32 protein-coding genes and 1 tRNA gene are annotated in these 26,798 nt (G+C 43.2%); 31 read left to right on the top strand and 2 right to left on the bottom strand.

Annotated features, from left to right (window positions below):
- Positions 1-57: 57 nt before the first annotated feature.
- The 19 genes from F0342_RS14075 to trxB all read left to right on the top strand — a co-directional run bounded on the left by F0342_RS14075 (position 58) and on the right by trxB (position 16,067).
- Positions 58-372, top strand: coding sequence for a magnetosome magnetite crystal formation protein family (locus F0342_RS14075; protein WP_149156548.1), 315 nt, complete (start codon positions 58-60; stop codon positions 370-372).
- 22 nt (positions 373-394) lie between these two features.
- On the top strand, positions 395-1,528 hold the full coding sequence (locus tag F0342_RS14080) for a DUF4097 family beta strand repeat-containing protein (RefSeq protein ID WP_149156549.1): 1,134 nt from the start codon (positions 395-397) through the stop codon (positions 1,526-1,528).
- 21 nt (positions 1,529-1,549) lie between these two features.
- A complete protein-coding gene (locus F0342_RS14085) occupies positions 1,550-1,753 on the top strand; it encodes a PspC domain-containing protein (RefSeq protein ID WP_148970216.1) in 204 nt (67 codons plus the stop codon).
- Positions 1,753-2,109 carry a phage holin family protein gene (locus F0342_RS14090; RefSeq protein WP_148970215.1) on the top strand — a complete coding sequence of 119 codons (357 nt, stop codon included), beginning with the start codon at positions 1,753-1,755 and terminating at the stop codon, positions 2,107-2,109. Before F0342_RS14085 ends, F0342_RS14090 begins: the two co-directional genes overlap by 1 nt.
- 168 nt (positions 2,110-2,277) lie before the next feature.
- Positions 2,278-3,213 (top strand): HPr(Ser) kinase/phosphatase, encoded by a 936-nt coding sequence (gene hprK, locus F0342_RS14095; protein WP_148970214.1) that lies wholly within the window; start codon positions 2,278-2,280, stop codon positions 3,211-3,213.
- Positions 3,214-3,281: 68 nt separating this feature from the next.
- The gene (gene lgt, locus F0342_RS14100) at positions 3,282-4,118 is read left to right on the top strand and encodes a prolipoprotein diacylglyceryl transferase (RefSeq protein ID WP_149156550.1); all 837 of its coding nucleotides are present in this window, start codon (positions 3,282-3,284) and stop codon (positions 4,116-4,118) included.
- A 19-nt stretch (positions 4,119-4,137) separates the two neighbouring features.
- Entirely contained in the window at positions 4,138-5,103 is a 966-nt protein-coding gene (locus tag F0342_RS14105; RefSeq protein ID WP_148970212.1) for a nucleoside recognition domain-containing protein, read from the top strand.
- Entirely contained in the window at positions 5,075-5,725 is a 651-nt protein-coding gene (gene ppaX / locus F0342_RS14110) for a pyrophosphatase PpaX (RefSeq protein WP_149156551.1), read from the top strand. The genes F0342_RS14105 and ppaX overlap by 29 nt, the downstream gene beginning before the upstream one ends.
- Positions 5,722-6,261: an acyltransferase gene (locus F0342_RS14115; RefSeq protein WP_149156552.1), complete on the top strand. Its 540-nt coding sequence runs from the start codon at positions 5,722-5,724 to the stop codon at positions 6,259-6,261. Before ppaX ends, F0342_RS14115 begins: the two co-directional genes overlap by 4 nt.
- Positions 6,262-6,683: 422 nt before the next feature.
- Complete coding sequence (locus F0342_RS14120; protein WP_149156553.1) at positions 6,684-7,871, top strand: ATP phosphoribosyltransferase regulatory subunit; 1,188 nt, start codon at positions 6,684-6,686, stop codon at positions 7,869-7,871.
- Complete coding sequence (gene hisG / locus F0342_RS14125) at positions 7,868-8,491, top strand: ATP phosphoribosyltransferase (protein ID WP_149156554.1); 624 nt, start codon at positions 7,868-7,870, stop codon at positions 8,489-8,491. The genes F0342_RS14120 and hisG overlap by 4 nt, the downstream gene beginning before the upstream one ends.
- 179 nt (positions 8,492-8,670) lie before the next feature.
- Positions 8,671-9,945, top strand: a complete 1,275-nt coding sequence (hisD, locus tag F0342_RS14130; RefSeq protein WP_149156555.1) for a histidinol dehydrogenase — start codon at positions 8,671-8,673, stop codon at positions 9,943-9,945.
- 54 nt (positions 9,946-9,999) lie between these two features.
- A complete protein-coding gene (gene hisB / locus F0342_RS14135) occupies positions 10,000-10,584 on the top strand; it encodes an imidazoleglycerol-phosphate dehydratase HisB (protein ID WP_187443407.1) in 585 nt (194 codons plus the stop codon).
- A gap of 3 nt (positions 10,585-10,587) precedes the next feature.
- Complete coding sequence (gene hisH / locus F0342_RS14140; protein ID WP_148970203.1) at positions 10,588-11,223, top strand: imidazole glycerol phosphate synthase subunit HisH; 636 nt, start codon at positions 10,588-10,590, stop codon at positions 11,221-11,223.
- Entirely contained in the window at positions 11,220-11,954 is a 735-nt protein-coding gene (hisA, locus tag F0342_RS14145) for a 1-(5-phosphoribosyl)-5-[(5-phosphoribosylamino)methylideneamino]imidazole-4-carboxamide isomerase (protein WP_149156556.1), read from the top strand. The genes hisH and hisA overlap by 4 nt, the downstream gene beginning before the upstream one ends.
- Positions 11,948-12,706: an imidazole glycerol phosphate synthase subunit HisF gene (gene hisF, locus F0342_RS14150; protein WP_148970201.1), complete on the top strand. Its 759-nt coding sequence runs from the start codon at positions 11,948-11,950 to the stop codon at positions 12,704-12,706. The genes hisA and hisF overlap by 7 nt, the downstream gene beginning before the upstream one ends.
- Positions 12,703-13,332, top strand: a complete 630-nt coding sequence (hisIE, locus tag F0342_RS14155; protein ID WP_149156557.1) for a bifunctional phosphoribosyl-AMP cyclohydrolase/phosphoribosyl-ATP diphosphatase HisIE — start codon at positions 12,703-12,705, stop codon at positions 13,330-13,332. Before hisF ends, hisIE begins: the two co-directional genes overlap by 4 nt.
- Positions 13,333-13,455: 123 nt before the next feature.
- Entirely contained in the window at positions 13,456-14,967 is a 1,512-nt protein-coding gene (locus F0342_RS14160) for a tetratricopeptide repeat protein (RefSeq protein WP_149156558.1), read from the top strand.
- Between the two features lie 152 nt (positions 14,968-15,119).
- The gene (trxB, locus tag F0342_RS14165; RefSeq protein ID WP_148970198.1) at positions 15,120-16,067 is read left to right on the top strand and encodes a thioredoxin-disulfide reductase; all 948 of its coding nucleotides are present in this window, start codon (positions 15,120-15,122) and stop codon (positions 16,065-16,067) included.
- A 53-nt stretch (positions 16,068-16,120) separates the two neighbouring features.
- Here trxB and F0342_RS14170 read toward each other — a convergent pair whose 3' ends face one another.
- Complete coding sequence (locus F0342_RS14170; protein ID WP_148970197.1) at positions 16,121-16,273, bottom strand: Fur-regulated basic protein FbpA; 153 nt, start codon at positions 16,271-16,273, stop codon at positions 16,121-16,123.
- Between the two features lie 182 nt (positions 16,274-16,455).
- On the opposite strand from F0342_RS14170, the gene F0342_RS14175 reads away from it, so the two are divergent.
- The 7 genes from F0342_RS14175 (at position 16,456) to F0342_RS14205 (ending at position 21,692) form a co-directional block, all read left to right on the top strand.
- A complete protein-coding gene (locus tag F0342_RS14175; RefSeq protein WP_148970196.1) occupies positions 16,456-16,770 on the top strand; it encodes a MerR family transcriptional regulator in 315 nt (104 codons plus the stop codon).
- A 131-nt stretch (positions 16,771-16,901) separates the two neighbouring features.
- Complete coding sequence (locus F0342_RS14180) at positions 16,902-17,618, top strand: GDSL-type esterase/lipase family protein (protein WP_149156559.1); 717 nt, start codon at positions 16,902-16,904, stop codon at positions 17,616-17,618.
- Between the two features lie 424 nt (positions 17,619-18,042).
- Positions 18,043-18,501: an 8-oxo-dGTP diphosphatase gene (locus F0342_RS14185; RefSeq protein ID WP_148970362.1), complete on the top strand. Its 459-nt coding sequence runs from the start codon at positions 18,043-18,045 to the stop codon at positions 18,499-18,501.
- Positions 18,502-18,549: 48 nt separating this feature from the next.
- Positions 18,550-19,443: an RNase adapter RapZ gene (gene rapZ / locus F0342_RS14190; RefSeq protein WP_113969146.1), complete on the top strand. Its 894-nt coding sequence runs from the start codon at positions 18,550-18,552 to the stop codon at positions 19,441-19,443.
- Positions 19,440-20,402, top strand: a complete 963-nt coding sequence (locus tag F0342_RS14195) for a gluconeogenesis factor YvcK family protein (protein WP_149156560.1) — start codon at positions 19,440-19,442, stop codon at positions 20,400-20,402. The genes rapZ and F0342_RS14195 overlap by 4 nt, the downstream gene beginning before the upstream one ends.
- A 57-nt stretch (positions 20,403-20,459) precedes the next feature.
- Positions 20,460-21,407, top strand: a complete 948-nt coding sequence (whiA, locus tag F0342_RS14200) for a DNA-binding protein WhiA (RefSeq protein ID WP_148970193.1) — start codon at positions 20,460-20,462, stop codon at positions 21,405-21,407.
- A 27-nt stretch (positions 21,408-21,434) separates the two neighbouring features.
- On the top strand, positions 21,435-21,692 hold the full coding sequence (locus F0342_RS14205; protein ID WP_148970361.1) for an HPr family phosphocarrier protein: 258 nt from the start codon (positions 21,435-21,437) through the stop codon (positions 21,690-21,692).
- 178 nt (positions 21,693-21,870) lie between these two features.
- On the opposite strand, the gene clpP is transcribed toward F0342_RS14205, so the two are convergent.
- On the bottom strand, positions 21,871-22,467 hold the full coding sequence (clpP, locus tag F0342_RS14210) for an ATP-dependent Clp endopeptidase proteolytic subunit ClpP (protein WP_098352025.1): 597 nt from the start codon (positions 22,465-22,467) through the stop codon (positions 21,871-21,873).
- Positions 22,468-23,095: 628 nt separating this feature from the next.
- Between clpP and F0342_RS14215 the strand changes: the two genes are divergently transcribed.
- The 5 genes from F0342_RS14215 to F0342_RS14235 all read left to right on the top strand — a co-directional run bounded on the left by F0342_RS14215 (position 23,096) and on the right by F0342_RS14235 (position 26,763).
- Positions 23,096-23,167, top strand: a tRNA-Arg gene (locus F0342_RS14215).
- Between the two features lie 225 nt (positions 23,168-23,392).
- Positions 23,393-23,647: a hypothetical protein gene (locus tag F0342_RS14220; RefSeq protein WP_149156561.1), complete on the top strand. Its 255-nt coding sequence runs from the start codon at positions 23,393-23,395 to the stop codon at positions 23,645-23,647.
- A 256-nt stretch (positions 23,648-23,903) separates the two neighbouring features.
- Positions 23,904-25,244: an RNA polymerase factor sigma-54 gene (rpoN, locus tag F0342_RS14225; RefSeq protein WP_149156562.1), complete on the top strand. Its 1,341-nt coding sequence runs from the start codon at positions 23,904-23,906 to the stop codon at positions 25,242-25,244.
- A gap of 104 nt (positions 25,245-25,348) precedes the next feature.
- Positions 25,349-25,594: a glutaredoxin family protein gene (locus F0342_RS14230; protein ID WP_149156563.1), complete on the top strand. Its 246-nt coding sequence runs from the start codon at positions 25,349-25,351 to the stop codon at positions 25,592-25,594.
- A 149-nt stretch (positions 25,595-25,743) separates the two neighbouring features.
- Positions 25,744-26,763: a sugar-binding transcriptional regulator gene (locus F0342_RS14235; RefSeq protein ID WP_149156564.1), complete on the top strand. Its 1,020-nt coding sequence runs from the start codon at positions 25,744-25,746 to the stop codon at positions 26,761-26,763.
- Positions 26,764-26,798 lie beyond the last annotated feature (35 nt).

A 26,798-nucleotide genomic window follows, 5' to 3' on the forward strand; every position in this document is an offset into this window, starting at 1 on the left:
ATGCATTGAAACCTTTTGCTTCACGTATCGTAAATAATAGTAGAGGAGATGATGAAGATGGAGACCAATAAGGTATTATCAGCCCTGTGCTATTTCAGTATATTTTTTGCAGGCTTCCTTTTTCCGCTGATCGTTTATTTTGTATCAGATCATCCTTATGTGAAAAAGGACGCTAAAGCAGCCTTTTTATCTCACTTATTACCGGTTGTTGCGGTGCCCCTTGTGATTACAGGCTTGTTTTTGGATATGGGGGTTTTCGCGAGTGGTGCGGGATTGCCGATATTCACCGTCATCATGATCGGTTTAGCCATATTACTTAGTGTTGTCGTGGTCATTTGGAATGTGTATAAAGGCATTAAAGTACTTTTATAATCAACAAAGGGGATGAAAGAGTATGAATGAAGAACGCAAACGCATTTTGGATATGTTGGAAAATGGGACGATTTCGGCACAGGAAGCAGTGGCATTATTGGAAGCACTTGATCAAAAGCCAAATACATCAAAAGAAAAGGCAAAGGAAAAGGATTTCCTTGATGAATTTGTGTCCATCTTTCAAGAGGATAAAAAGGGTGAGAAAGAACATTCTACTCATTCGGGAAATCCGAAAGATAAGCTTCTTGATTTCATGAATAGCGCGTTGAACAAGATTAAGAATTTTGACTTTGATTTTCAGTGGAATCAATCGGTTGAGCTGTCTCATGTGTATCAACAGCCCAATACGGATTTCGAGAAAATCGATGTAGATGTGGCCAATGGAAAGGTAGAACTGATCCCTTGGGATGGTGAGGAAGTCCGGGTGGAATGTGAGGCCAAGGTTTATCGTACAGAAGATCATGAGGAAGCCAGAAAGCAGTTCATGGAGAATACGTCCTTTGCTGTCGACGGGGATACGTTGTATTACTCCACGCAATTAAAGTGGATGAAGGTGGACTCTAAACTCTACATTCCAAAGCATCAATATAAAAGGATTTCGATCCGCTTATTTAATGGTGGATTAAAGGCAGAGAATTTAGATGTCCAGGATCTTCGTGCCAAAGCTGCTAATGGAAAGATTCATATCGATCACCTGACAGCGAAAAAAGCAGAAGTGGAAACATCCAACGGTGCGATTTCAATCCTGAACGCGAAAGCCCACCATGTTGAAGCAGAATCCATTAATGGAAAGGTCCATGTCGAAGGGGATATCTCAATCTCAGATGTGCAATCCCTGAACGGAAACGTGGTTTGTGCCTTGACCGGGGATAAAGCCGACACGCTTCACGCAAAGACGGTAACGGGCAACATTGATTTATTCGTTCCTGAAAACATCAACATTTCCGGAGAGGCAAAATCAAACTTCGGTGGTTTTAAGCTTGAGTTGCAGGGTATTGATGTATTGGAGGAAAAAAATGAAGTGGTTCAAAAGTCGATTCGTTTCAGTCGTAAAACCGATTCAGATGATAAGCTTCATCTTTTTGCGGAAACAAAAGCAGGATCTGTCCTCATAAAAAAGCATGAACAGAAGAATGTTAATAAGGACAAAGCATAAGATGAGAAAGAAGGAATAACGATGAGAAAACAATTAGCACGATCAAGGTCTGACAGAAAACTCGCCGGGGTGCTTGGAGGTTTGTCCCGTTATGTGGGGATCGATGCAACGATTCTAAGGGTGATTTTCATCATCCTGCTCATTCCGACGGGATTCTTCCCTCTGGCCGTCGTATACGGTTTATTGGCCTTCGTGCTGCCAAATGAGGAGGAAGCCATCAAATAATGAGATGGATTATTGGAATTTTAATCAATGCAGTAATCTTTATTGCATTGGCAGGGTTTTTTGAAGGATTTGAAGTATCCGGGTTCGGGGCAGCAATAGGAGCCAGCTTTATTCTTTCGATACTGAATGTTCTAGTGAAACCGATTTTGATCATCCTGACTCTGCCGGTGACGATTTTATCACTCGGGCTGTTTCTCTTCGTCATTAATGCCATTACGTTACTGCTGACGGATGGCCTGATGGGAAGCAGCTTTGAGTTATCCGGATTTGGCATGGCTTTTCTGGCATCGATCATTTTGTCACTTGCCAACCTGGTGATTCAAAAAACAGTGCTGGATCCGATGAAAGAGAAGTAATAGGAAAAAACTCCGGCTTGATTGTTGGCCGGAGTTTTTTTGTGGGGATAAAACGTGCACCTGTTACAAGTAAGCTGCCTTGCGCTTTTTTCTATAATTGCTAAAATAGGTTAGAGAAAGAATCGTTTATAAATATGAAGCGAGTGTAACGTGAAGGAGGAGCTGCATGTGGCAAAGGTCCGCACAAAAGATATTGTCGATAAGTTTAAATTAGAGCTTGTCGGTGGAGAAGAAGGTTTACATAGACCTATTACAACGAGTGACATTTCCCGTCCAGGTTTGGAGATGGCGGGTTATTTCAACTACTATCCTGCAGAGCGGATACAACTATTGGGAAAAACCGAGTTATCTTTTCTGGAGCTATTAGATGAAGCGGAACGTAAGCGCAGAATGGAAGCTCTCTGTACAGATATTACGCCTGGTATCATCATTTCCAGAGACCTTGAGATTCCGCCTGAGCTAGTGGAAGCATCGAATCGTTATGATGTTCCTGTCATGCGTTCTTCGATGAAGACAACACGATTCTCTTCGAGGCTGACAAACTATCTGGAAAGTAAGCTTGCCCCAACAACGGCGATCCATGGTGTACTGGTGGATATTTATGGAGTCGGAGTGTTGATCACGGGGAAAAGTGGCGTTGGTAAAAGTGAAACTGCTCTAGAACTAGTGAAAAGAGGTCATCGTCTTGTAGCAGATGATTGTGTCGAGATTCGCCAAGAAGACATGGATACGCTAATCGGCAGTTCTCCTGAATTGATTGAACACCTGTTGGAAATACGCGGTTTGGGGATCATCAATGTCATGACGTTATTTGGTGCAGGAGCCGTCCGCAGCCATAAGCGCATTACCCTTTGCATCAATCTCGAGCTATGGGATAAAACGAAACAGTACGACCGGCTTGGACTGGAAGAAGAGACAATGAAAATCATCGATACGGATATTACAAAATACACTGTACCTGTTCGTCCTGGACGAAATCTCGCGGTTATCATTGAGGTGGCTGCCATGAACTTCCGCCTGAAACGTATGGGCGTAAATGCAGCAGAGCAATTTACAAACCGATTGTCTGATGTGATTGAAGATGGAGAGAATGAAGATATCTAATCCTTACATAGAACGTGAATGAAGTTTACATTCATATACTATCTTAATGGAAAAAAAGGAGAGACAAAATGAACGAGAACATTACACCAATCGACCCTATTGCCATTTCACTCGGTCCGATCCAAGTACACTGGTACGGTGTCATCATCGGACTTGGGATTGCATTAGGACTCTATTTAGTCATTCGTGAGAGCAAACGACTGGGCCTTCACCCCGATACATTCATCGATTTGCTCGTTTGGGCCATTCCCATCGCTATCATTTGTGCACGCGCTTATTATGTCATCTTTGAGTGGGATAATTATTATGCCGATCACCCCGGGGATATCATTAAAGTCTGGAATGGTGGAATCGCCATCCATGGTGCATTGATCGGTTCTGTCCTCACTACGATCGTGTTTGCTAAAATAAAAGGGCTGTCGTTCTGGAAGCTCGTTGATATTGCGGCACCGAGCCTTATTTTAGGTCAGGCAATCGGCCGCTGGGGTAACTTTGTAAACCAGGAGGCCCATGGTGGAGAAGTGTCCCGTGCGTTTCTTGAAAGCCTGATGCTTCCCGATTTCATCATTAATCAAATGTATATTAATGGAGTATACTACCACCCTACATTTCTATATGAATCTCTTTGGAGTTTTGCCGGATTGATTCTTCTTCTTGTCCTGAGAAGAAAGGCAAGCAGTCTTCGTCGTGGAGAACTGTTCTTAACATATGTGATTTGGTATTCCATTGGTCGATTCTTTGTTGAAGGATTGAGAACGGACAGTCTGATGATGGGGTCTTTACGATTCGCTCAAGTGATTTCGATTGTTCTTATCATTGGAGCGATAGGTGTGTTCTTTTACAGAAGAAAAGCTGGCCTTGCGAAGAAGGCATACGATGAAAAGACGGATAGCGTAAACGCTTAACAAAAGGAGAGTAGGGCGTATGTGGATGTCATCTTTGAAAAATGGCGGACTTACAGGTTTGAAAACAACGTGGTCACTGGGAAAGGTCATATTTCCGGTCACGCTGATCGTGTTTTTGCTTCAATATACACCTGTCCTTCCTTGGGTCATGGAGAAGATTTCTCCGTTCATGAAACTTATCGGGCTTTCAGGTGATGCGGCCATTCCTCTTGTATTGGGCAATTTTCTTAATTTGTACGCAGGAATCGGTGGGATCCTATCCCTTGATTTAACGGTGAAAGAAGTATTCATCATTGCTGTGATGCTCTCCTTCTCTCATAATTTGTTCATTGAATCAACGGTAGCCGCAAAGGTTGGCGTGAAGATTTGGCTGATTGTCGCTGTTAGGGTCGGGTTGGCCCTGGTATCGGCGATTGTCATCAATCTGGTTTGGAACGGTGGGTCTGAAATCGCCAAGTACGGAATGATGCCCCCACAACAAGCCGAGCCGGACGGGTGGGGGGAAATCATTCTCCTGGGACTCGAAAAAGCGGGATTTGGTGTCCTGCAATTAGCTCTTATCGTCATTCCTCTTATGATGATTATTCAAGTGATGAAAGATCTGAAATGGATGGATGTTTTTTCACGATGGATGTCCCCAGCCACACGGGCGCTTGGCATGAATGCAAATACATCATCTACGATGGTGGCGGGACTCGTCATCGGGCTGGCATACGGAGCAGGAGTCATGATTCAGGCAGTAAAAGAAGATGGTGTGAGTAAGAAGGATGTCACGATTGCCTTCATCTTTTTAGTCGCCTGTCACGCCGTGGTGGAGGATACGTTAATCTTTATCCCGCTTGGCATCCCTGTCTTGCCACTCCTGATCATCAGGCTTGTCACAGCGATTTTGTTAACGATGGCGGTTGCTTACATTTGGAACAGGGTCGATGCAAAGAAAGAAAAGGAGAGACATTATGAGCAGGATTACAACAATATTATTTGACTTAGACGGAACATTGATCAACACCAATGATTTAATCATTTCTTCCTTTTTGCATACATTGAATCATTATTATCCGGGGCAGTACGAAGAAAAGGACGTTCATCCTTTTATGGGGCCACCATTAGAGGAGTCATTTGGCGGACTGAATCCTGACATGATGGAAGAAATGTGTGCTCATTACCGTGCTTATAATCATGAGCATCATGACGCACTTGTCACTGAGTTTGAAGGGGTGTATGAAACCGTTCAAGCCCTTTACGAAAATGGATACAAATTAGCGATAGTCTCAACGAAAATCCGTGATGTTGTGTTAAAAGGATTGGACCTTATGAATCTTCGTCCGTTCTTTGAAGTCATCATCACCCTGGACGAAGTCGAGAACGCGAAGCCGCATCCTGAACCGATTGAGAAAGCTCTCGTAGCATTGGGGTCTTCACCTGAAGAAGCAATTATGATCGGTGACAATCACCACGATATTTTAGCCGGGAAAAATGCAGGAGTGCTATCGGCAGGTGTAGCGTGGAGTGCGAAGGGGAGAGAGCATCTGGCTCACTACGAACCGGACTTCATGCTGGATAATATGAAAGACTTATTACCGATTGTTGGAGTTCCGACTGCATGAGACGAACGACCCGCTACCCTGTAGAAGGAGCAAATTCTCTCAGGCATGTTTACAAAACCGTTCCTTTCGGGAAGGTCGTCAAAAATTTCATCGTGATTCAACTGGCAAGGTACACACCCTTTTTGGGGATGAAAAATTGGATGTACAAGAATTTTTTGCAGATGAAGATTGGTGAACACACATCATTCGCCCTGATGGTGATGCTTGACGTGATGTTCCCGGAAAAAATATCCGTTGGGCGTAATACGGTTATCGGGTACAATACGACGATCCTGGCCCATGAATACCTGATCAAGGAATACCGATTAGGTCATGTGGAAATCGGATCGGAAGTGATGATCGGGGCCAACACCACAATATTACCGGGTGTTCAAATTGGCGACGGAGCCATCGTATCAGCAGGAACCCTCGTACATAAAGACGTCCCGGCAGGAGCGTTCGTAGGTGGTAACCCAATGAGGATCATCTACACCAAAGAGGAACTTGCCGCACGCTGGCGAGAAGATGCAATCTACGGATTGAAAAAAGAAGAATAAGGGAAAAGGCAAAGATAGAATGAGTTCTATTTTTGCCTTTTTTGTTTTTCAAAGGATGTTTTAAAATAGATTGTTGTTTTTATGATTTTTTATTAAGTAACCGATTCTCAGAAACTTGATTGGAGTGGAAGGCGAGCGCCTGTAGCGGAAATCAACTACTCCATGCCCAGTGAAATGATCACGATTGCAATATACCTGTGGTAAATGTTCGTCCAATTACTATGTAAGCAACGTACGATCAACCAATCACTGAAAAATCCACAAATCAAACGGTTGACGAATAAAAAAAGAAACGCTACACTACTAATAACTTTATTTTATTAGTGCATTAGCGAACTAAAGGATTTCTGGATAATCGAGAATAAGTAGCAATCCCCAAATCGGGGAAAAATAGATGAATTATTACGCCAAAGGTGGTTCTTATGACTAAGTTATTCATGTTCGAGAAGCCATTGGGAATGAGAGATACATTCCCTGATTTATATGAAATCAAAGATCAGACGAAAAAGAATATGGAACAGGTGATGAAACTGTGGGGTTACAAGTTTATTGAGACTCCCAGCCTTGAATATTATGAAACAGTTGGTGAGGCATCGGCGATATTAGATCAGCAGCTATTCAAGCTTCTGGATCAACAGGGTCACACCCTTGTATTAAGGCCGGATATGACAGCGCCGATTGCCCGGATTGCCGCGTCAAAATTATTAAAGGATGAAGCACCGCTGCGATTGGCATACTCGAATTCTGTGTTCAGGGCCCAGCAGAGGGAAGGCGGGCGCCCCGCAGAATTTGAACAAGTGGGAATTGAATGTATCGGTGACGACTCAGTCAGTGCCGATGCTGAGGTGATTGCCCTGATGGTTTCGGTATTAAAAGAAGCTGGATTGGAACATTTCAAGATTTCCATCGGCCACATCGGATTTGTGCAGGAGCTGTTCACTCAAATCGTCGGGACAGAAGAACGGGCGGATACGTTAAGAAGATACTTATATGAAAAGAATTATGTTGGATATCGCCAGCATGTCAATGAGTTGGCTCTCTCATCCATTGATAAGCAGAGATTGTTCCGTTTCTTGCAATTACGGGGATCAGAAAATGTGCTGGGTGAAGCCCATTCTCTTCTAGAAGGGGAAAAAGGACTGCATGCATTAGAACAGCTGAAAGATCTTTGGAGTATTTTAAAAGATTACGAAGTGGAGCAATATGTGAAGTTCGATTTGAGCCTGGTGAGTCACATGAGTTATTATTCAGGTATTTTATTTGAAGTGTACGGAGAAAATGTAGGGTTTGCGATCGGAAATGGCGGCCGCTACGACAAGCTACTTGAAAAATTCGGAAAGAACTCCGGTGCGACAGGCTTTGGATTGCGTCTGGATTATGTTCTTGAAGCGATGCAGGTTGAGTTAAATTCCACTCTTCAGCAATGTGTGCTGTTTAGTGATGATCGCAGGAAAGAGGCTATCGGTATTGCTTATGAGCTGCGAAGTGAAGGAGTCAAAGTGGTGCTGCAGAATTGGAAAGGCGTAGGAGATGTGGACGAGTTTACGAAGGGCTTCAGCAATGTGCACTTTGTTGTGGGACAGGACCCGAAAGGCGGTGAAACATCATGAGTGCGTTAACCATTGCCATGCCTAAAGGCAGGATATTTGAAGAAGCCGTGGAACTATTAAGGAAGGCAGAATACAATCTGCCGCCCGAATTTGATGACTCAAGGAAGCTGATCATCGAAGTTCCCCAGGAAGATTTACGATTCATCCTGGCAAAGCCGATGGACGTTCCGACATATGTGGAGCATGGAGTCGCAGATTTAGGGATTGCCGGGAAGGACGTTATGTTGGAAGAAGAACGAGACGTATATGAGCTGCTTGATTTGCGGATCAGTGGCTGTTACTTGGCGGTCGCAGGACTGCCTGATACAAAAATGAGTGATGTGGCACCGAAAATTGCTACGAAATATCCGAATGTTGCGTCATCCTATTTCCGTGAGCAGGGTGAACAAGTGGAAATTATTAAACTAAACGGTTCCATTGAGCTTGCTCCATTAATCGGACTTGCTGATCGCATCGTCGATATCGTTTCAACGGGAAGAACCCTGAAAGAAAATGGACTGGTGGAATACGAAACCATCGTTAACATCACCTCCAGACTTATCGTCAACCCCGTCAGCTACCGAATGAAAGACGAAAAAATAGAAGACCTCGTCACCCGGCTGACACGAATCATCGGGTAAGAGGGACGGACCTTTCCTGGAGCAGGTCAATACAGGAATATCAATACTAATAAAGAGAATTTGAGGTTCGGATGCTTGTTCATTCAGGCAAGGTCCGTCCCTCCAAATATAGATTACATAGGGAATACGGCATCTGCTTTCGTAAGCAGGTCCGTCCCTCTCGAAGGCTGGTGGATGTGATGAAGATTGTGAAGGATATAAGCGGGGCGTCGATTAAGCGCTCGGTCGATAGTGGTACGGAGGAGCAGCGAAGAGCGGTTCAGGGGATTATTTCTTCTGTGCAGAAAAATGGCGACCAGGCAGTCTGTGAATTTACGAAGAAATTTGATGGTGTCCAATTAGAAAACTACAGGGTTTCTCAAGGTGAGATAGAGGAAGCCTTCGCTTCTCTGGATTCTGAGATGATCTCGATCATTGAAGAAGCTGCCGATAATATCCGAGACTTTCATGAGAAACAAAAAAGATCTTCATGGTTTACAACGAAAGAGGATGGAACCATGCTTGGCCAAAAGCTGACCCCCCTTGATTCAGTCGGCGTGTACGTACCGGGTGGAACAGCTGCGTATCCATCCTCTGTATTAATGAATGTGTTGCCTGCTAAAGTCGCTGGAGTCAAACGAATCACGATGGTTTCTCCTCCTGGAAATGATGGGAAGCTATCTGCCGGCGTGTTGGTTGCAGCTAAAATTGCCGGAGTGGAAGACATCTTTAAAGTCGGCGGTGCCCAAGCCATAGCCGCATTGGCCTATGGAACGGAATCCATCACTCCTGTGGATAAAATAACAGGACCGGGGAACATTTATGTAGCCCTGGCTAAACGCGAAGTATTCGGTGATGTGGATATTGATATGATCGCCGGCCCGAGTGAAATCGTGATTCTGGCCGATGAGAATCAGCGTGCGGATGAAATTGCCGCAGACCTTCTTTCACAGGCAGAGCATGATGTGTTTGCCTCTGCCGTTCTTGTGACGAATTCATCTACACTGGCTGAAGAGGTATCGACACAGGTAGAACGACAGCTGTCTTCTCTTCCAAGAGAAGACATTGCCCGTCAGTCCATCAATGATTTCGGAGTCATCTACGTGACGAGAGATATTGAAGAAGGAATAGATGTTGTGAATCAACTTGCAGCGGAGCATTTGGAAATTTTAACGGAGAAGCCGTTTGGAACGATGGCGAAAATCCGTCATGCCGGAGCGATATTCCTTGGCCGTTACAGCTCGGAGCCAGTAGGTGATTACTTTGCAGGACCTAATCACGTACTCCCGACGAATGGGACAGCACGTTTTTCAAGTCCGTTAAATGTAGATGAATTTATGAAGAAGACAAGTGTCATTTCATATAGTGAAAAAGCATTGCAGCAAGATTATCAAAAAATCGCAAAACTTGCCCGCTTGGAGGGTCTTGAAGCCCATGCAAGGGCAGTGGAGATTCGATTCGATCAAGATAAATAGGGAAGAGGGACGGACCTCCATGAGGTCCGTCCCTCCAAAAAGGAGGACATCATGGTGAGAAGTGCAGAGATTGTGCGAAAGACGAATGAGACGGATATTCGTTTGAATTTTGGAATCGATGGAGAGGGAAACTCTAAAGTAGAGACAGGCGTCCCATTCATGAGTCATATGCTGGATTTGTTCACAAAACATGGGCAATTTGATTGTACGATTGAGGCAAATGGCGATATTGAAGTGGATGACCATCACACCACTGAAGATATCGGCATTTGCTTGGGACAGGCGTTACTTGCATCACTGGGAGACAAAAAAGGGATTAAGCGTTACGGCTCAGCCATGGTTCCGATGGATGAAGCTCTTGCCCAAGTCGTGGTGGACCTGAGTAACCGTCCGCACCTCGAGTTCCGTGCAGAACTTCCAAGTCAGAAGGTCGGGACCTTCGATACAGAGCTTGTTCATGAATTTCTTTGGAAGCTTGCTCTTGAAGCACGAATGAATCTTCATGTCATCGTTCATTATGGTCACAATACCCACCATATCATTGAAGCAATCTTTAAAGCACTGGGACGTGCCTTGGATGAAGCAACCATGATTGATCCCCGGGTAAAAGGGGTTCCGTCAACGAAGGGAATGTTATAATTCATGATCGGCATTGTAGACTATGGGATGGGGAATCTGTTCAGCGTCAGTAAAGCACTTGAACGGTTGAACATTCCTTATTTTATCAGTGATCAACAAGAGGAATTACTGAACGCAGATGGGTTGATTTTACCGGGAGTGGGAGCATTTAAAGATGCTATGAATCTTCTCGAAACCACACATTTAAAAGAAACCATCTTCACTTTTACCCAAAGCGGGAAGCCGCTCTTAGGCATTTGTTTAGGCATGCAGCTCCTCTTTGAAGAAAGTAAGGAGAATGGATCAACAAAAGGATTGGCTCTTCTACCAGGTGAGGTGCTTCACATCCCAAAAGAGGACAGTCAAGGTAACTCATTCAAAGTCCCTCACATGGGATGGAATCTTCTGCGTTACCAAAAAAACTCCCCCCTTTTAGAAGGGTTATCTGAAGGCTATGTTTACTTCGTTCATTCGTATTATGTGCACGAAGGATCCCAAGACGTGATCGAAGCGAGTGCTGATTATGCAGGAGTGAAAATCCCGGCAGTCGTGAGTCGGGAGAATATATACGGAATGCAGTTTCACCCTGAAAAAAGCGGGGAGCTTGGAATGAAACTGTTAGAAAACTTTACAAAACGAGTGATGGAGGCGGTCTCATGAGTTTTACGATTTATCCAGCCATCGATATGAGGGGAGGAAAGTGCGTTCGCCTCATTCAAGGTGATTATAATCAGGAAACGGTTTATGGAGACTCTCCGTTTGATATGGCGAAGAAATTCGCTGATGAAGGGGCCGAATGGATTCACATGGTGGATCTTGATGGGGCAAAGGAAGGCTCCCGGATCAATGATGAATTTGTGATCGCCGTTGCTGAAAAGCTGGATGCCAAGGTGCAAATCGGGGGAGGGATCCGGTCAAAAGAGGACATCGAGCACTATATAAACCGAGGTGTGGATCGTGTGATCATTGGCAGTATCGCTGTTTCCAACACAGAATTAGTGAAGGAATGGCTGTCGGAATATGGTGATAAGATTGCCATTGGGCTTGATGCAAAGGATGGCTATGTTGCCACTCATGGCTGGTTGGAAACATCCGCCCTTAAAGCTGTCGATCTTGGAAAAGAACTGGCTGAAGCCGGTGCAGAAATATTCATTTTCACCGATATTGCCACAGACGGAATGCTATCTGGTCCTAATGTTGAAGCGGTTGTGGATCTTGCTGAACAAACAGGGAAATCAGTGATTGCGTCTGGAGGCATTAGCTCATTGGAAGACTTGAAAACGTTAAAACAATACGAAAACCAAGGCGTCTCCGGGGCGATTTGCGGAAAATCACTTTATACAGGGAAGTTCACGGTGAGTGAGGCTGTAAATGAGGTGAAGGCATGTTAACGAAACGTATCGTCCCTTGCTTGGATGTGAAGGACGGCCGGGTGGTAAAAGGCATTCAATTTGTAGAGCTGAGAGATGCAGGAGACCCTGTTGAACTTGCAAAGGTGTACGATGAGCAAGGTGCCGATGAACTCGTCTTCCTGGATATTTCAGCCTCACATGAGGGACGGAAAACGATGGTGGAAGTCGTTAAGCATGTAGCTGCGGAATTGGCGATCCCTTTTACAGTAGGTGGTGGGATTAACTCAGTAGAAGATATGAAAGCCATCCTTCGCGCAGGGGCAGATAAGGTTTCCCTTAACACAGCAGCCGTTCTGCGTCCTGATATTGTCCGTGAAGGAGCGGATTACTTCGGATCTCAATGTATTGTAGTGGCCATCGATGCCAAATACGATGAAGAGAGCAAAGGCTTTAAGGTGTACACCCATGGAGGCAGAAAGCTGAAAGACCTGGATGCCGTTGAATGGGCGAGAGAAGTAGAATCACTTGGTGCGGGAGAAATTTTGTTAACGAGCATGGATAGCGATGGAGAGAAGCAGGGGTTCAACCTTGCCCTGACGAAGGCAGTCAGTGAAGCAGTTTCGATCCCGGTGATTGCTTCAGGCGGTGCTGGAAATGCGGGGCACTTCAAAGAAGTATTCACAGAAGGTAAAGCCGATGCGGCACTTGCAGCCTCCATTTTTCACTATAAAGAAACGAGCGTGGAAGAAGTAAAGAGCTACTTAAGAGAGCAGGAGGTGCACGTACGATGACAAATGACGATTGGATCGCATCCGTGAAGTACGATGATATAGGATTGGTACCTGCCATCATCCAGGACGCTTCGACAAAAGAGGTTTTAACACTGGCCTATATGAATAAAACGTCTCTCAAAAAAACGGTTGAGACGGGAGAAACGTGGTTTTACTCCCGTTCACGCCAGGAGCTGTGGCATAAAGGTGAGACAAGCGGGAACACCCAAACCGTCAAAAATATCACGTGGGATTGCGATAAAGACGCCATCCTTGTCTTCGTCGATAAGGAAGGCCCTGCGTGTCATAAAGGTGAAGAAAGCTGCTTCCATGAAGGAGTGTATGGTGAGGAGAAATCATCAACAGAAAATATCCTCCTCACTCTGGAAAAACTCATTGAAAATCGTGAAATCGAGAGGCCAGAGGGAGCATACACGACCTACCTCTTTGAAGAAGGTGTAGATAAAATCCTTAAAAAAGTAGGAGAAGAAGCGTCAGAAGTGATCATCGCTGCGAAAAACAGAGACAGTGAAGAACTGAAATGGGAAGTCGCCGACCTGTTCTACCACGTCCTAGTCCTTTTAAGAGAACAAAAACTTCCACTCGAAGATGTGTTAGAAGTTCTTGTGGAACGTCATAATAAATAACTCCCTGAGGGACGGACCTTCGCGCACGCGCAAAGGTCCGTCCCTCAAAATATGGTAGTTTAGTACAGGAGTATTGTATGATATACTACTGTAGTTATACTATGAACGTTTCGGAGGACTTTGATGAGAAAAGGGTCAAAATTAGGTAGTGAGCAAGCGAAAGTGTTGTCTTTTGTCCCGACTGGCGAGTATTACTACAACAAAGGGATGAAGGCTTATCAACGTCGAGAGCTTAAGAAATCATTAAAATATTTAAATAGAGCATTTCAATTAGAACCAGTAGAACCGATGATTGCCTGTCAATTATCGATTGTGTATACAGAGCTTGGTGAATACAAGCGTTCCAATGATTTATTGCATCAAATCCTGGATGATTTGGATCCCCGTATGGCAGAATGTCATTATTTTCTGGCCAATAATTATGCCCATTTAGGCTTATTTAAAGAGGCGTACGAACAGGTTTCAGCTTATCTTGACAAAGAAGAATATGGTGAATTCGTTGAAGACGCAGAAGACTTATTAGAGCTTCTCGAGCTCGATTCCGATCTGATTGTGGAAGATTTATACGAGCATGATGAGCTTATCGTCCAACAGGAGAAAGCAAGAGATCTACTTGAATCAGGGCATTTTCAAAAAGCCGTGGAAACTTTACAGAAGGTCATTCATGACTATCCGGAATTCTGGTCAGCTTATAATAATTTAGCACTTGCCTACTTCTATTTAGGAGAAGTCGATCAAGCAGCTGCTACGTTGGAAGAGGTGCTGGAGAAGAATCCTGGAAATCTTCATGCTCTGTGCAATACGGCTGTTTTTTACTTCTATCAAAAGCGTCATGCCGAGCTGGACGAATTGATTCAGGGGCTTGAGAAGGTCCGTCCCTTACTTCATGAGCATCGTTACAAGCTGGGGGCTACGTTTGCGTTGGTTGGTCACTCGAAGCGGGCTTATGATTGGTTGAAGTCCCTTCAGAAGATTGGCTTCGAGGGCGATGCGAGCTTCTATTATTGGTTGTCTTATTCTGCTTATGAAACGGGGCATGAGGATACAGCCCGTAATGCGTGGAAAAGGGTATTAGAAATCAACCCTGAAAAAGAGGGACTCGAGCCTTGGAACGATAAAAAGCAGGAAGAAGGCTTCGAAAATCACGTCACATCGATTTTGAAGAAGCTTCAAAGTGAATATACGGAAGAGAAATTATTCGGTCTGTTTCTTACGTCTATTTCGGATAATCAGAGAGCTATCCTCACCCACGCTGACTTTTGTGATGTGGAGGACCTGTCCATTGTCGAAAAGGTTTATTTAGCACAAGTGTTAAATAGCAACGGAAACAGCTCGATTAAGGTGAACCAGGAGATTCAGAATATGCATCAAGTGGCTCTGCACCTTTATGGAGGTCATCGACCGATCACGAGCGTAGAGTCCGGATTGTTCCTTACTTGGTTTACGATCGCCTATAGAGGGATAAAAGAACGGGAAACCTTCAAGAATGCCAAAGCTTTTGCAGCGGCAACAGAATTCGTATGGAATCGGCTGCGAAATGAAAAGGTCACGAAGAAGCAGCTATGTGATCGATTCAATTTATCTGCAAGTACGCTGACAAAATACATCTCAGTCGTTGAAAGTTACCTTCCGTGAGCATATTTTTGGACGATGTGACCTTGTTTTTTATAGGATAGGTGTAGGAAGTTAATACTATGGGTGGAAGGCTCAAGGCACCATTATTACCTCTAACCATAGTATTTTAATAAAGAATATGCTTACGATTGTTTCGGAAGGAGAATGTCATTATGTCTGAAGAAAAAATTTATGATGTAATCATTGTAGGTGCAGGCCCTGCAGGAATGACTGCAGCTGTTTATACGTCACGTGGAAGTCTTTCAACGCTTATGCTTGAAAGAGGAGTACCGGGCGGACAAATGGCGAATACGGAAGAAGTGGAGAACTACCCAGGCTTCGACCATATTCTAGGACCTGATCTTTCTAATAAAATGTTTGATCATGCGAAGAAATTCGGTGCGGAATACGCATACGGAGATATTAAAGAGATCGTTGACGGAGAAGAGTTTAAAATTGTCAAAACCGGTTCGAAAGAATTTAAAGCCCGTGCCGTGATCATCACAACGGGTGCAGAGTACAAAAAAATCGGTGTACCCGGTGAAAAAGAGCTTGGCGGACGCGGAGTATCTTACTGTGCAGTATGTGACGGAGCATTCTTTAAAGGAAAAGACCTTGTTGTTGTAGGTGGGGGAGACTCCGCTGTAGAAGAAGGGGTTTACCTGACAAGATTCGCTAACAAAGTGACGATCGTTCACCGTCGTGATGAGCTTCGTGCTCAAAAGATCCTGCAACAGCGCGCCTTTGATAACGATAAAGTTGATTTCATCTGGAACCATACGGTGAAAGAAATCAATGATAAAGATGGAAAAGTAGGCAGTGTGACCCTTGTATCCACTGAAAATGGAGAAGAAACTGATTTCCAGGCGGATGGTGTTTTCATCTACATTGGAATGCTTCCACTAACAAAGCCATTTGCTAACCTTGGAATCATCAACTCTGAAGGTTACATTGAAACAAACGAACAAATGGAAACAAAGGTTCCAGGAATCTTTGCAGCCGGAGATGTCCGCGAAAAACAACTTCGCCAAATCGTTACAGCAACAGGTGATGGAAGTATCGCCGCTCAAACGGCTCAGCATTATATTGAAGAGCTGAAAGAAAAAGTCAAAAACGGTTAATCCAGAAAGCCTTACGAAGGGAGATTTCCTTCGAAAGGCTTTTTTTGATGAATTCAACTTTTCTTATGCTTATTAAACACATACACCAATTCTGACAGCGTCAGCTTCTTCAACCCCTCATCACATGGCTTGTAAACACCAGCTTCTACTAACCGACGAATAAATTGCTGCCTCTGTCGTTCAACGGCTTCACGTAAAAATGGCATCCGTGTTCACTCCTTTTGGGTTCTTAAGGGTAGTGTAAGGGGATCTCCATAGAAAATCATCTACCTTGTAAAGTTTTCTTCCAATTTAGAATTCTTTGTCAGGTTTTCTAACATAATAGGCCAAATCCGTAAGAGAGACATGTATAATCAAGATATTCCCTGCTTAGGAGGATGAGGAGAACGTGGACAATGAGCCTTCCTATAAGGATAAAAAAGTAATATCGATCGGTGTCGTCAGTGAATTGACCGGTTTGACCGAGAGAAAGATCCGCTATTACGAAGAGAAGAATCTGATCTTTCCACAACGTTCCAATCGGGGCTATCGCAAGTACTCCTTTTCCGACGTCGAACGATTGATGGAAATTGCCGACCAGCGAGAAGAAGGGGTCACCACGAAAGAAATCAAGTATGAACTATCCAGAAAAGAGAGAAAAGAAGCAAAGCAAAAAATGATAAGAGGTCAGCTCAATGCGCGGTTTGGGGTTCAGAAGAAGTAAGGGGACGGACCTCTTAAAGCGATTCCAACGGTTCATTTCTTCCAAAAATAAACAGGGTTACAACCTTCACAAAAGGGAATAACCAACATTATGAAAGTCATCCTAGTTTATTTCGGAAGGTCGGATCATGAATGAAAATATGGAAAATCGTTTCTTTAGTAGCATTGGTTGCTCTTATCCCCATCGTGTATTTTAGTTTTTTTGCCGATGAGACCAAGTCATCATCTAGGAAACGGGTGATGGCATTGGGAGATTCCCTCACCTATGGGTATGGGGATGAAAAAGAAGCAGGATATATCGGGCGTTTAGAAGAGAAAGTAAATGAAAAACATACAAAGATGTCATATAACTTTCAAAACCTTGGAGTACCGGGGCAGGAATCGGATCAGCTTCTGGGGCAGATCGTTAAGCCGGAGGTCGTGGAGGATTTAAGTAAAGCAGACGTATATATCATCAACATTGGAACCAATGATTTAATAAAGAATAATGGTGGGGATCTGTTCCCTTTACACCATGAAGAAATCGTGGAGGCGAAAAAGGACTATCTGGACCACCTGGATAAGATCTTGAATATTGTCGGAACTGCGAATAAAGAAGCGGACATCATCGTTTTGGGCTTATACAATCCATACCCTGATAAAGACAGTGATAAAATCGAAGCGTACGTCGATGATTGGAATAAGTCCATGATGAAAGAAGCCGAGAAACACGAGAACGTAAAGTACGTTTCAACCAATCCGTTGTTTAAAGGGAAGTCCAAGGAAAACTATTTCCATGATTCTCTTCATCCCAATGGTAAGGGATACGAACTAATGGCGGATCAAATTATGAAGAATTATGACTTTTAACCGGAAAATGACAGGTTCTTACAGCGTTCGTCGTAATTCGCAAATTCTACTGTGATACTTAACAATTCCGTAATACCGTTTTAAATCTGTTGTAACACTAGTGAAACAATTTTCGGGTAATATAGATAATAAGAAATTGACCCCCTTTTAAGTAATAAATCCCGTAGACGACACAGGACTCGCCTGTGTCTATTTTTTTTGCTTGCTTTTTCCCCTGTTATAGTGCCACATATATATCTGTACCTATCCTCTTCTTGTAGAAACATGTCCCAATATCTTTCGATTTCAATCGACAACCTTCAAACAACAAGCCAAGACATTGTAGCTTGTCTACAATCATAGTATAATATAAGGAATGAGAATGACTGAAAGTGGGACTAGTGTATTCATTGGCTCCCTAATCATCAAGATCGAGGTGAAGGTAGTGCAACGTGTCACAAATTGTTTATATCTGGATGGAGACAAGGTGCTCCTTCTCCAAAAGCCAAGAAGGAATTGGTGGGTCGCTCCAGGTGGGAAAATGGAGTCCGGCGAATCAATCCGGGATGCTGTCATTCGTGAGTATCGTGAGGAAACGGGCATCTATTTAAAGAATCCTGATTTGAAAGGTGTCTTTACGTTCATTATTAAAGAAGGCGATCAGATTAAATCGGAGTGGATGATGTTTTCTTTCTTTGCAACCGAAGCGGATGGGGTCAACCTTCAGGAATCGGAAGAAGGTAAGATTAAATGGCATCCGATTGAGGATATTAAGAACCTTCCGATGGCTGAAGGAGATTATCATATTCTGGACTACCTCTTACACGGAAAAAATACGATTTATGGAACGTTTACCTATACTCCTGATTTTAAGTTATTGTCTTATCGATTAGATCCAAGTTGATCAACGAACTTTTTAAATACAACATTACGATAAAAGCGGGGGAAGAGTATGAGTACAGGTTCTACAAACGATGTTCAATTAGTAATCATAACAGGGATGTCCGGAGCTGGTAAAACGGTTGCCATTCAGAGCTTCGAGGATTTAGGATTCTTCTGTGTGGACAACCTGCCGCCGACTCTTCTGCCAAAATTTTTGGAACTGATGAAAGAGTCCGGTAATAAAATGAATAAGGTCGCCCTTGTGATGGACCTTAGGGGAAGGGAATTCTTTGATCATCTATTTAAAGCACTGGATGAATTAGCGGAAACCTCCTGGGTGACACCGCAGGTTTTATATCTTGATGCAGATGATTCTTCTCTTGTCAGACGATACAAGGAAACGCGCCGTTCTCATCCGCTCGCTCCTTCAGGATTGCCTCTTGAAGGGATTCGTCAGGAAAGAGAGCTCCTTGAAGAGTTAAAAGGACGTGCGCAGTTAATTTATACGACTTCAACCATGAAGCCAAGAGAGCTTCGGGAAAAGATTTTAACGGAATTCTCGGTGAACAAGAAGACGATTTTCACGGTGAATGTCGTTTCTTTCGGTTTCAAGCACGGAATCCCGATCGATGCTGATTTGGTGTTTGATGTACGTTTCCTGCCAAATCCTCACTATATCGATCATATGAGACCGAAAACGGGATTGGATGAAGAAGTGTCCACCTACGTATTGAAATGGAATGAAACGAATAAATTCATCGAGAAAGTAACCGATTTATTGTCATTCATGCTTCCTCAATACAAGCGGGAAGGAAAGAGCCAGCTTGTGGTAGCGATAGGATGCACAGGGGGGCAGCATCGATCGGTTGCATTGGCAGAGTATCTTGGCCATCATTTTGAAAATGACTATCAAACGAAAATTTCTCATCGGGATATTCAGAAGAGAAAGGGTCTAACAACATGACACATACACCCAAGGTCGTCGTGATCGGAGGAGGAACGGGCTTACCGGTCCTTCTTCGGGGATTGAAACGGCACCCTATTGATATATCGGCCATTGTCACTGTCGCTGATGACGGTGGCAGTTCCGGTCGTTTGCGTGACAGCCTGGATATTCCTCCCCCGGGAGATATACGAAATGTCCTGGCTGCTCTTTCAGAAGTGGAGCCACTGGTGGAACAAATGTTTCAGCATCGATTTGAAACAACGAATGAACTTTCCGGCCATGCTTTAGGAAACTTGATTATTGCAGCCCTTGCTTCCATTACAGGTGATTTTGTCCATGCGATTCAGGAAATGAGCAGGGTATTGAACGTGAAGGGGAAGGTGCTGCCTTCAGCCAATCAAAGTGTCATCTTAAAGGCGGAGATGGAGGATGGAACGATTGTCACGGGAGAATCGACCATTCCGAAAGCCGGTAAGAAGATCAAAAGTGTCTTCTTAAAGCCGGATTGCATCAAGCCACTGAGTGAAACCTTGCGGGCCATAAAGGAAGCCGACTTAATTGTGATGGGTCCGGGAAGCCTATATACTAGTATTTTACCGAATCTTCTTGTTCCGGGAATTGGCGATGCCGTTTGCAGGGCGAAAGCGAAGAAAATGTATATTTGCAACATCATGACCCAGGCAGGGGAAACATTGGATTATTCAGCAAGTGACCACGTAAAGGCATTATATGATCATTTGGAAACGCCAAGTATTGATTATATCCTGGTCAACAAAAAGCAGGTACCCGATGAGGTGCAGGCCCGATATAGTGAAGAACAAGCGAGTCCTGTCCACTTTGATGTAGATAAATTGAAATCCATGGGCTTAGAAGTGATTGCAGAAGAGATTCTCTCCTATGACAACCATCTTGTTCGTCATAACACGGAGAAGGTCGCTGATATCATATATTCTTATCTTAAAAAATCAACCAGCTAAACTACAAAAATTTCTTTTGTATAAGGTTGTGCAAGCGTTTGCTAGGAGGTGATGGGGATGTCGTTTGCGTCCGAAACAAAAAAAGAACTGACCAATATTGAAGTGAAAGATTGCTGCGCCAATGCAGAATTATCCGCATTGATCCGAATGAATGGTTCGTTGTCATTCTCAAATCAAATGCTCGTCGTCAATATTCAAACCGAAAACGCCGCCATTGCCAGAAGAATCTATACATTGATCAAAAAGGGGTACGACACCCCGGTAGAGCTTCTGGTTCGAAAAAAGATGCGGCTGAAGAAAAACAATGTCTACATTGTACGAATCAAAGAAGATACTAAGAAGATTCTTGAAGAACTGAAAATCCTGGGTGAAAATTTCACATTTATCCATAATATATCGGAAGACTTGATCAAAAAGAAATGTTGCAAACGTTCATATTTGAGAGGAGCGTTCCTTGCAGGTGGTTCGGTAAACAACCCGGAAACCTCATCGTATCATTTAGAAATCTTTTCTCTTTATTCCGAACACAACGATGCGTTGTCGGAGCTGATGAATTCCTTCGGGTTGAATAGTAAAACCCTTGAACGAAAAAAAGGCTTCATTACGTATTTGAAGGAAGCAGAGAAAATTACGGAGTTCTTGAATATCATCGGGGCTCACAATGCCCTGCTGCGATTTGAGGATGTACGGATTGTCAGGGATATGAGAAATTCCGTTAACCGTCTTGTAAACTGTGAGACGGCTAACCTTAATAAAACCATCGGTGCTGCCTTAAGACAGGTCGAAAACATTAAGTTTATTGAGAGGCATGTAGGCTTACAGATATTACCCGATAAATTAAGGGAGATAGCAGAATTACGAGTGAATTATCAAGATGTCACGTTGAAAGAACTAGGGGAAATGGTGTCAGGCGGCACCATCAGTAAATCAGGGATTAATCACCGCTTACGTAAAATTGACCAGCTTGCTGAGAAACTCAGGGCGGGAGAAAAGATTCAAACCTAAATAAGGACAAAGGGGAGAGAAATGATTATGGTGGAAAAACAAGTAGAAGTGAAATTGAAGACAGGTCTTCAAGCACGACCGGCTGCATTATTCGTACAGGAGGCGAACCGCTTCTCATCTGAAATATTCTTGGAAAAGGATGGGAAAAAGGTTAATGCGAAAAGCATCATGGGCTTAATGAGTTTAGCCATTTCTACGGGTACTTCCATTACGCTGGTAGCGGACGGAAGCGACGAAGAAGAAGCACTGGTTGCCCTCGAAGGTTTCGTTCAAAAAGAAGCATAAGATCAACTTCATACCCTTGAAAAGGCTGATGACCTGGGAGTGGTCATCGGCCTTTTTTTAGTTCTACTTTCGAGAATGGATCAATCCTTCAGTTCACTGTTTCAAATTTTTAGACGCTAAACCTCCGCGGGTCAAAATAAAAACCCCCTTGCGAAATTGTGCAAGAGGGATTTCATGATTACTTATTATTCATATCGTTACGAGTGATGATACGATCGATCAATCCATATTCAAGCGCTCTTTCAGCTGTCATGAAGTTATCGCGATCTGTATCTTTTGAAATCACTTCAAGTGGTTGACCAGTGCGATCAGCTAGGATTTGATTCAGTTTTTCACGTAGGAATAGAATACGCTTCGCTGCGATTTCGATTTCTGTAGCTTGACCTTGAGCTCCACCAAGTGGTTGGTGAATCATGACTTCAGCGTTCGGAAGGGCTAATCGCTTGCCTTTCGCACCTGCTGCAAGAAGGAACGCACCCATTGAAGCAGCCATACCAATACAAATCGTTTGTACATCAGGCTTGATGTATTGAATCGTATCATAGATTGCCATACCCGCTGTGATGCTTCCGCCAGGAGAGTTTATGTAAATTGAAATATCCTTCTCCGGGTTTTCAGATTCAAGGAAAAGAAGCTGTGCCACAATGGAGTTTGCCACATTGTCATCAATGCCGCTTCCAAGCATGATTACACGGTCTTTCAATAAACGTGAATAAATGTCATACGCACGTTCACCGCGGTTTGTTTGTTCAATTACTGTAGGAATTAAATTCATCCTCGTTCCTCCTTAGAAATCCTTTTTTATTTTTCTGAATAACTTATTCACTTTGTACTGTAATCATACACCCATGGTCAATAAAGGTCAAACTAAACGCTTCCTTTATTACACTGTATATAAATCCTTTCTACATGATACCCATTCATTCCTTTTTTAAACAGAGCTCTTTAGGTAAGGTTGTTTCTATTTTAGATAAGAGAGGTAGTATATTACTGGGTTACATAACTTTCAAAAATAGTGGGAGTTGTAGTATGTATAAAACGTGGACCGTTCCTTTCCGCTCCAGTCAATTGCTTTCCGCGGGGAGGAAGTCGAGCCTCCTCGGGCTTTGCCCTGCAGGGTCTCGACTTTTCCTCTATTTCCCGCAGGAGTCAATTGCCTTCCGCTTCAATCCACTCTGTGATTCTATATAAGAATAGACAAAGTGAAAAGTAGATCCTAATGCAGTTCAGAATATCTACAAAGAAATTCCCAAACAACTTTAAATGCTTCTTTAAAAGATTTTATTTTTAATTAGTTTTTAGCAAACAACCATCTCTCCCCAAAGAGTCGTATACAACAAAAATGATTGCAAACAAGCATTTTCTAGCTTATAATATATACTCGTGATGGTCATTCATTTCATGCCCTCGTGGTGCAACGGATAGCACGTAAGATTCCGGTTCTTAAAATGGGGGTTCGATTCCCTCCGAGGGCGTACCATAATCCAATGGGTTCCTGTGCTTGTATTGAGTTTTTACAAGCTTGGGAGCTTTTTTTTGGTGGATTTCTGCTTTAAAGCTTCTAAACGAGACAAACACGAATATAGTAAATTGGGCAAAATGGTTCTTACCCTACAACAAAACCTTTCTTTCTCCACTCTTACCTCACACGATTACCCCCCTTTTAAAATAAAATAGTTAAGGAAAGGGGGTGATTATAAATGTGTATAAATGAGGAAACCTTAAATGAATTGAGAATAGCATTATTGAAGGCTAAGGAAGATGGCACTGTAATTGAACTGATTACAGCTGCGACCCCACCAGCAGGAAGACCGCCAAATATTAGAGGAGTTGTCCAAAAAGTGAATTGTGGAACGTTAGTACTAGAGCTAACTAGCGGCCCCCCTAATCGAAAAGGAATTTACTCCATTCCACAACTTATTGGGTTTGTTCCAGCTTCTGATGATGAAGAATAAAATTGAGCCCTAATATAGGACAAGCAAGTTCCTGCAATCTATTTCCCCGAGGATTGGAAGGCAGTTAACACGTTTAAGATTCCATTTCTTTAAATGGTTCTCTATTCACTCCAAGTGCGTACCGGAGACCTCATGTTTGTTGAATTTATTATTGAACATGAGGTATTTTTCTGTTCAGCTTGTTTGATGCCCAGTAAATTCCCATTAACGAACCATGTTTTTTATTGTAGAATAAATAAATGGGAGGTTAAGAATCATGAATTTGAAAGCAGGACTTTTTCAAAATCAACAATTAAAACTTCAAATGACGCAACAGCTTTCTCAAGCCATCACCATCCTCCAATATTCTACGATGGAATTGAATGCTTATCTAGAAGCTAAGCAATTGGAGAACCCCCTTATACAATTAGAACCGCCTAGGAAAGACCCCTTTCATCAACGAGAACCTCACACGTTTAAACGAAACGCCGGCAATCACGAAAACACGGTGGATTGGTACGAATATGTTTCCGTGCCAAAGAGATCCCTTGCGGATGCATTATCTGTTCAATTAAATTTGAAATCGCTTACTTCTCGGGATAAAAAGGTAATGAAAGAACTAATTTACAGCCTGGATGACAACGGGTATTTACGTATAGATGAAGAATCATTCATTGAAAACCATCATTTGGAGATGGTTCAACTGGGAGCCTATATTAATAGGTTGCAAGATTTAGAACCTGCCGGGATTGGAGCCAGATCTTTGCAAGAGTGTATATCTCTTCAGTTGCAACGTAAAGCCAATGTCCCTTCTCTAGTTACGATGATCATGGAAAACCATTTTCAGGCTTTTGCCGAAAAGAAATGGAAAGCAATCGCCAGGGAACTTAATGTTGAATTAAAAGACATACAGCATGCGGCTGATTATATTCAGTGTTGTAACCCAAGACCAGGTTCAAAGTATTCACAGCATGTCGCTGAATATATTATTCCTGAACTTGTTGTAAAAGTGATCGATGGTCATACGGTAGCCGTCTCCTTATATGACGGGACTACGATCAATGTCACCTATAATGAAGAGTATACGGACTTTGTGAAACATCATCCCGACAAGGAAGTTCAGTCTTATCTCCAGGAAAAGGAGCAGGACTTCCAGTGGCTACTACAAAGTTTACGCCAGCGAAAACAAACCATCCTGAAAGTGGGAAAGATGCTTGCAGAAAAGCAGAAAGCATTTTTCTTAAAGGGACCATCAGCAATCCAGCCATTGACCTTGAGACAGGTGGCAGACGAAATCGATGTTCATGAATCGACCATCAGCCGGGCTGTTAAGGGTAAGTATATGCAAACTCCATATGGGATTTTTGAACTGAAGTACTTCTTTACCTCGGCGATCAAATCGGTCAAGCTCGATGATTCAGAAGCAGCTTCAGCCACTTCTGTAAAAAATGAGCTGCAAAGGCTTATTGATAAAGAAGACAAGAAAAAGCCCCTATCTGATCAGAAAATAGTGAATCTATTATTGGAGAATGGGTATGATGTTTCTAGAAGAACGATAGCGAAATACCGCGATCAATTAGGAATTGCTTCTTCCACGATGAGGAAGAGGTATGAATAGACGGTGTACCAGGTACAATCCCGCTCTCGTGTACCAGGTACATTCAATCCATCTTGTACCTGGTACAAGTCAATTCTCAACCAATAATAAAGCGAGGCAAAAGCATGAAACAAGTCCTATTCTATACACGAAACCAATGCGGACTATGCCAAGACGCAAAAATTACATTAAAGTTACTTCAGGATGAACTTGGATTCGAAATAAAAGAAATCAACATTGATGAAAGTGACGATTTGACCGAACGTTTCGGTTTGATGATTCCCGTCGTGGAGTCGGACGGTGAAACCCTCCAATATGGGCAAATTGATTATTTTACGCTAAGCAAGCGTTTACATGAAAAAAACCGATAGTTTCTAGTTGAATTACGATTCATACCCTGATAAAATGAATTTTGAAAGCAGGGATGAATTTTTTTTAGAGGTAGTGGGACATAATATGTCTATGCGGGACTTAAAAAGTCCATCGCATCCACTTACTTCATTTGAAGGAGCTTTTATCTATGGAATCTTTAATTGACATACAAAAGCGATTATTACCTGACCTGCTTGAAGTTATGCAAAAAAGGCATCAAATTCTTCGTTCCATCCGGTTCATGCAGCCTGTCGGACGCAGAAGTCTTGCTCAGAACATGGGCCTGACCGAACGTGTACTGAGAAGCGAAGTGGAGTTCCTGAACAACCAAGATCTCATTGATATCAAAACCTCTGGGATGATCATGACGGAGGATGGCATTCAGCTTTTGGAAAGCCTTGAAAGCATGATGAGAGAAGTTTCGGGAATCAACGTTATGGAGCAGGAATTAAAATCTTTACTTAATCTTCATGAAATTGTAATCGTTCCTGGGAATAGTGATGAGTCTCCTTGGGTAAAAGAAGAATTAGGGCGTGCATCAGCTACTAGTATGAAACGTCGCCTGAAAGGAAATACTATCATCGCTGTGACTGGAGGCTCGACGATGGCCGCTGTAGCAGAGATGCTTACACCGGATTTCTCTGACTCTACCTTGTTTGTTCCTGCTCGGGGTGGAATTGGAGAAGACGTTAAAAACCAGGCTAACACCATATGTGCCAAGATGGCTGAGCATACGAGAACGCGACATCGTGTTTTATATGTGCCGGATCAGGTTAGTAAAGAGGTATACAAGTCCTTCATGAAAGAACCGATGATCAAAGAAGTATTGAATTTGATCAAATCGGCTAACATGGTTCTCCATGGGATTGGAGATGCTATCACAATGGCTGAAAGACGAAAGACCACTGATGAGGACTTTGAGAAAATCATAGATGGTCATGCTGTCGGGGAGGCATTTGGTTATTATTTTAACGAATCTGGTGAAGTGGTACATAAGGTGCCAACGATCGGTCTGCAATTGGAAGATTTAAGTCACATCGAAAGCGTCATCGCCGTCGCAGGCGGCAGCTCGAAGGCGAAAGCGATTCGGGCGTATATGAAGAGTGCTCCACCGAAAACCGTGCTCATCACGGATGAAGGAGCAGCGAGAGAGCTTTTAAAAGGGTAAGCCCTTTTGAAATATAAAAAATCATCCTTAACTAT

This window comes from Bacillus sp. CH30_1T (genome assembly GCF_008364765.1).
Lineage (GTDB): Bacteria > Bacillota > Bacilli > Bacillales > Bacillaceae_B > Rossellomorea.

Excerpts from the sequence above, each read along its gene's own strand:
- F0342_RS14075 (WP_149156548.1), top strand. The coding sequence starts at position 58 with ATGGAGACCAATAAGGTATTATCAGCCCTGTGCTATTTCAGTATATTT.
- F0342_RS14080 (WP_149156549.1), top strand. The coding sequence starts at position 395 with ATGAATGAAGAACGCAAACGCATTTTGGATATGTTGGAAAATGGGACG.
- F0342_RS14085 (WP_148970216.1), top strand. The coding sequence starts at position 1,550 with ATGAGAAAACAATTAGCACGATCAAGGTCTGACAGAAAACTCGCCGGG.
- F0342_RS14090 (WP_148970215.1), top strand. The coding sequence starts at position 1,753 with ATGAGATGGATTATTGGAATTTTAATCAATGCAGTAATCTTTATTGCA.
- lgt (WP_149156550.1), top strand. The coding sequence starts at position 3,282 with ATGAACGAGAACATTACACCAATCGACCCTATTGCCATTTCACTCGGT.
- F0342_RS14105 (WP_148970212.1), top strand. The coding sequence starts at position 4,138 with ATGTGGATGTCATCTTTGAAAAATGGCGGACTTACAGGTTTGAAAACA.
- ppaX (WP_149156551.1), top strand. The coding sequence starts at position 5,075 with ATGAGCAGGATTACAACAATATTATTTGACTTAGACGGAACATTGATC.
- F0342_RS14115 (WP_149156552.1), top strand. The coding sequence starts at position 5,722 with ATGAGACGAACGACCCGCTACCCTGTAGAAGGAGCAAATTCTCTCAGG.
- F0342_RS14120 (WP_149156553.1), top strand. The coding sequence starts at position 6,684 with ATGACTAAGTTATTCATGTTCGAGAAGCCATTGGGAATGAGAGATACA.
- hisG (WP_149156554.1), top strand. The coding sequence starts at position 7,868 with ATGAGTGCGTTAACCATTGCCATGCCTAAAGGCAGGATATTTGAAGAA.
- hisD (WP_149156555.1), top strand. The coding sequence starts at position 8,671 with ATGAAGATTGTGAAGGATATAAGCGGGGCGTCGATTAAGCGCTCGGTC.
- hisH (WP_148970203.1), top strand. The coding sequence starts at position 10,588 with ATGATCGGCATTGTAGACTATGGGATGGGGAATCTGTTCAGCGTCAGT.
- hisA (WP_149156556.1), top strand. The coding sequence starts at position 11,220 with ATGAGTTTTACGATTTATCCAGCCATCGATATGAGGGGAGGAAAGTGC.
- hisF (WP_148970201.1), top strand. The coding sequence starts at position 11,948 with ATGTTAACGAAACGTATCGTCCCTTGCTTGGATGTGAAGGACGGCCGG.
- hisIE (WP_149156557.1), top strand. The coding sequence starts at position 12,703 with ATGACAAATGACGATTGGATCGCATCCGTGAAGTACGATGATATAGGA.
- F0342_RS14160 (WP_149156558.1), top strand. The coding sequence starts at position 13,456 with ATGAGAAAAGGGTCAAAATTAGGTAGTGAGCAAGCGAAAGTGTTGTCT.
- trxB (WP_148970198.1), top strand. The coding sequence starts at position 15,120 with ATGTCTGAAGAAAAAATTTATGATGTAATCATTGTAGGTGCAGGCCCT.
- F0342_RS14170 (WP_148970197.1), bottom strand. The coding sequence starts at position 16,273 with ATGCCATTTTTACGTGAAGCCGTTGAACGACAGAGGCAGCAATTTATT.
- F0342_RS14180 (WP_149156559.1), top strand. The coding sequence starts at position 16,902 with ATGAAAATATGGAAAATCGTTTCTTTAGTAGCATTGGTTGCTCTTATC.
- rapZ (WP_113969146.1), top strand. The coding sequence starts at position 18,550 with ATGAGTACAGGTTCTACAAACGATGTTCAATTAGTAATCATAACAGGG.
- F0342_RS14195 (WP_149156560.1), top strand. The coding sequence starts at position 19,440 with ATGACACATACACCCAAGGTCGTCGTGATCGGAGGAGGAACGGGCTTA.
- whiA (WP_148970193.1), top strand. The coding sequence starts at position 20,460 with ATGTCGTTTGCGTCCGAAACAAAAAAAGAACTGACCAATATTGAAGTG.
- F0342_RS14205 (WP_148970361.1), top strand. The coding sequence starts at position 21,435 with ATGGTGGAAAAACAAGTAGAAGTGAAATTGAAGACAGGTCTTCAAGCA.
- clpP (WP_098352025.1), bottom strand. The coding sequence starts at position 22,467 with ATGAATTTAATTCCTACAGTAATTGAACAAACAAACCGCGGTGAACGT.
- F0342_RS14220 (WP_149156561.1), top strand. The coding sequence starts at position 23,393 with ATGTGTATAAATGAGGAAACCTTAAATGAATTGAGAATAGCATTATTG.
- rpoN (WP_149156562.1), top strand. The coding sequence starts at position 23,904 with ATGAATTTGAAAGCAGGACTTTTTCAAAATCAACAATTAAAACTTCAA.
- F0342_RS14230 (WP_149156563.1), top strand. The coding sequence starts at position 25,349 with ATGAAACAAGTCCTATTCTATACACGAAACCAATGCGGACTATGCCAA.
- F0342_RS14235 (WP_149156564.1), top strand. The coding sequence starts at position 25,744 with ATGGAATCTTTAATTGACATACAAAAGCGATTATTACCTGACCTGCTT.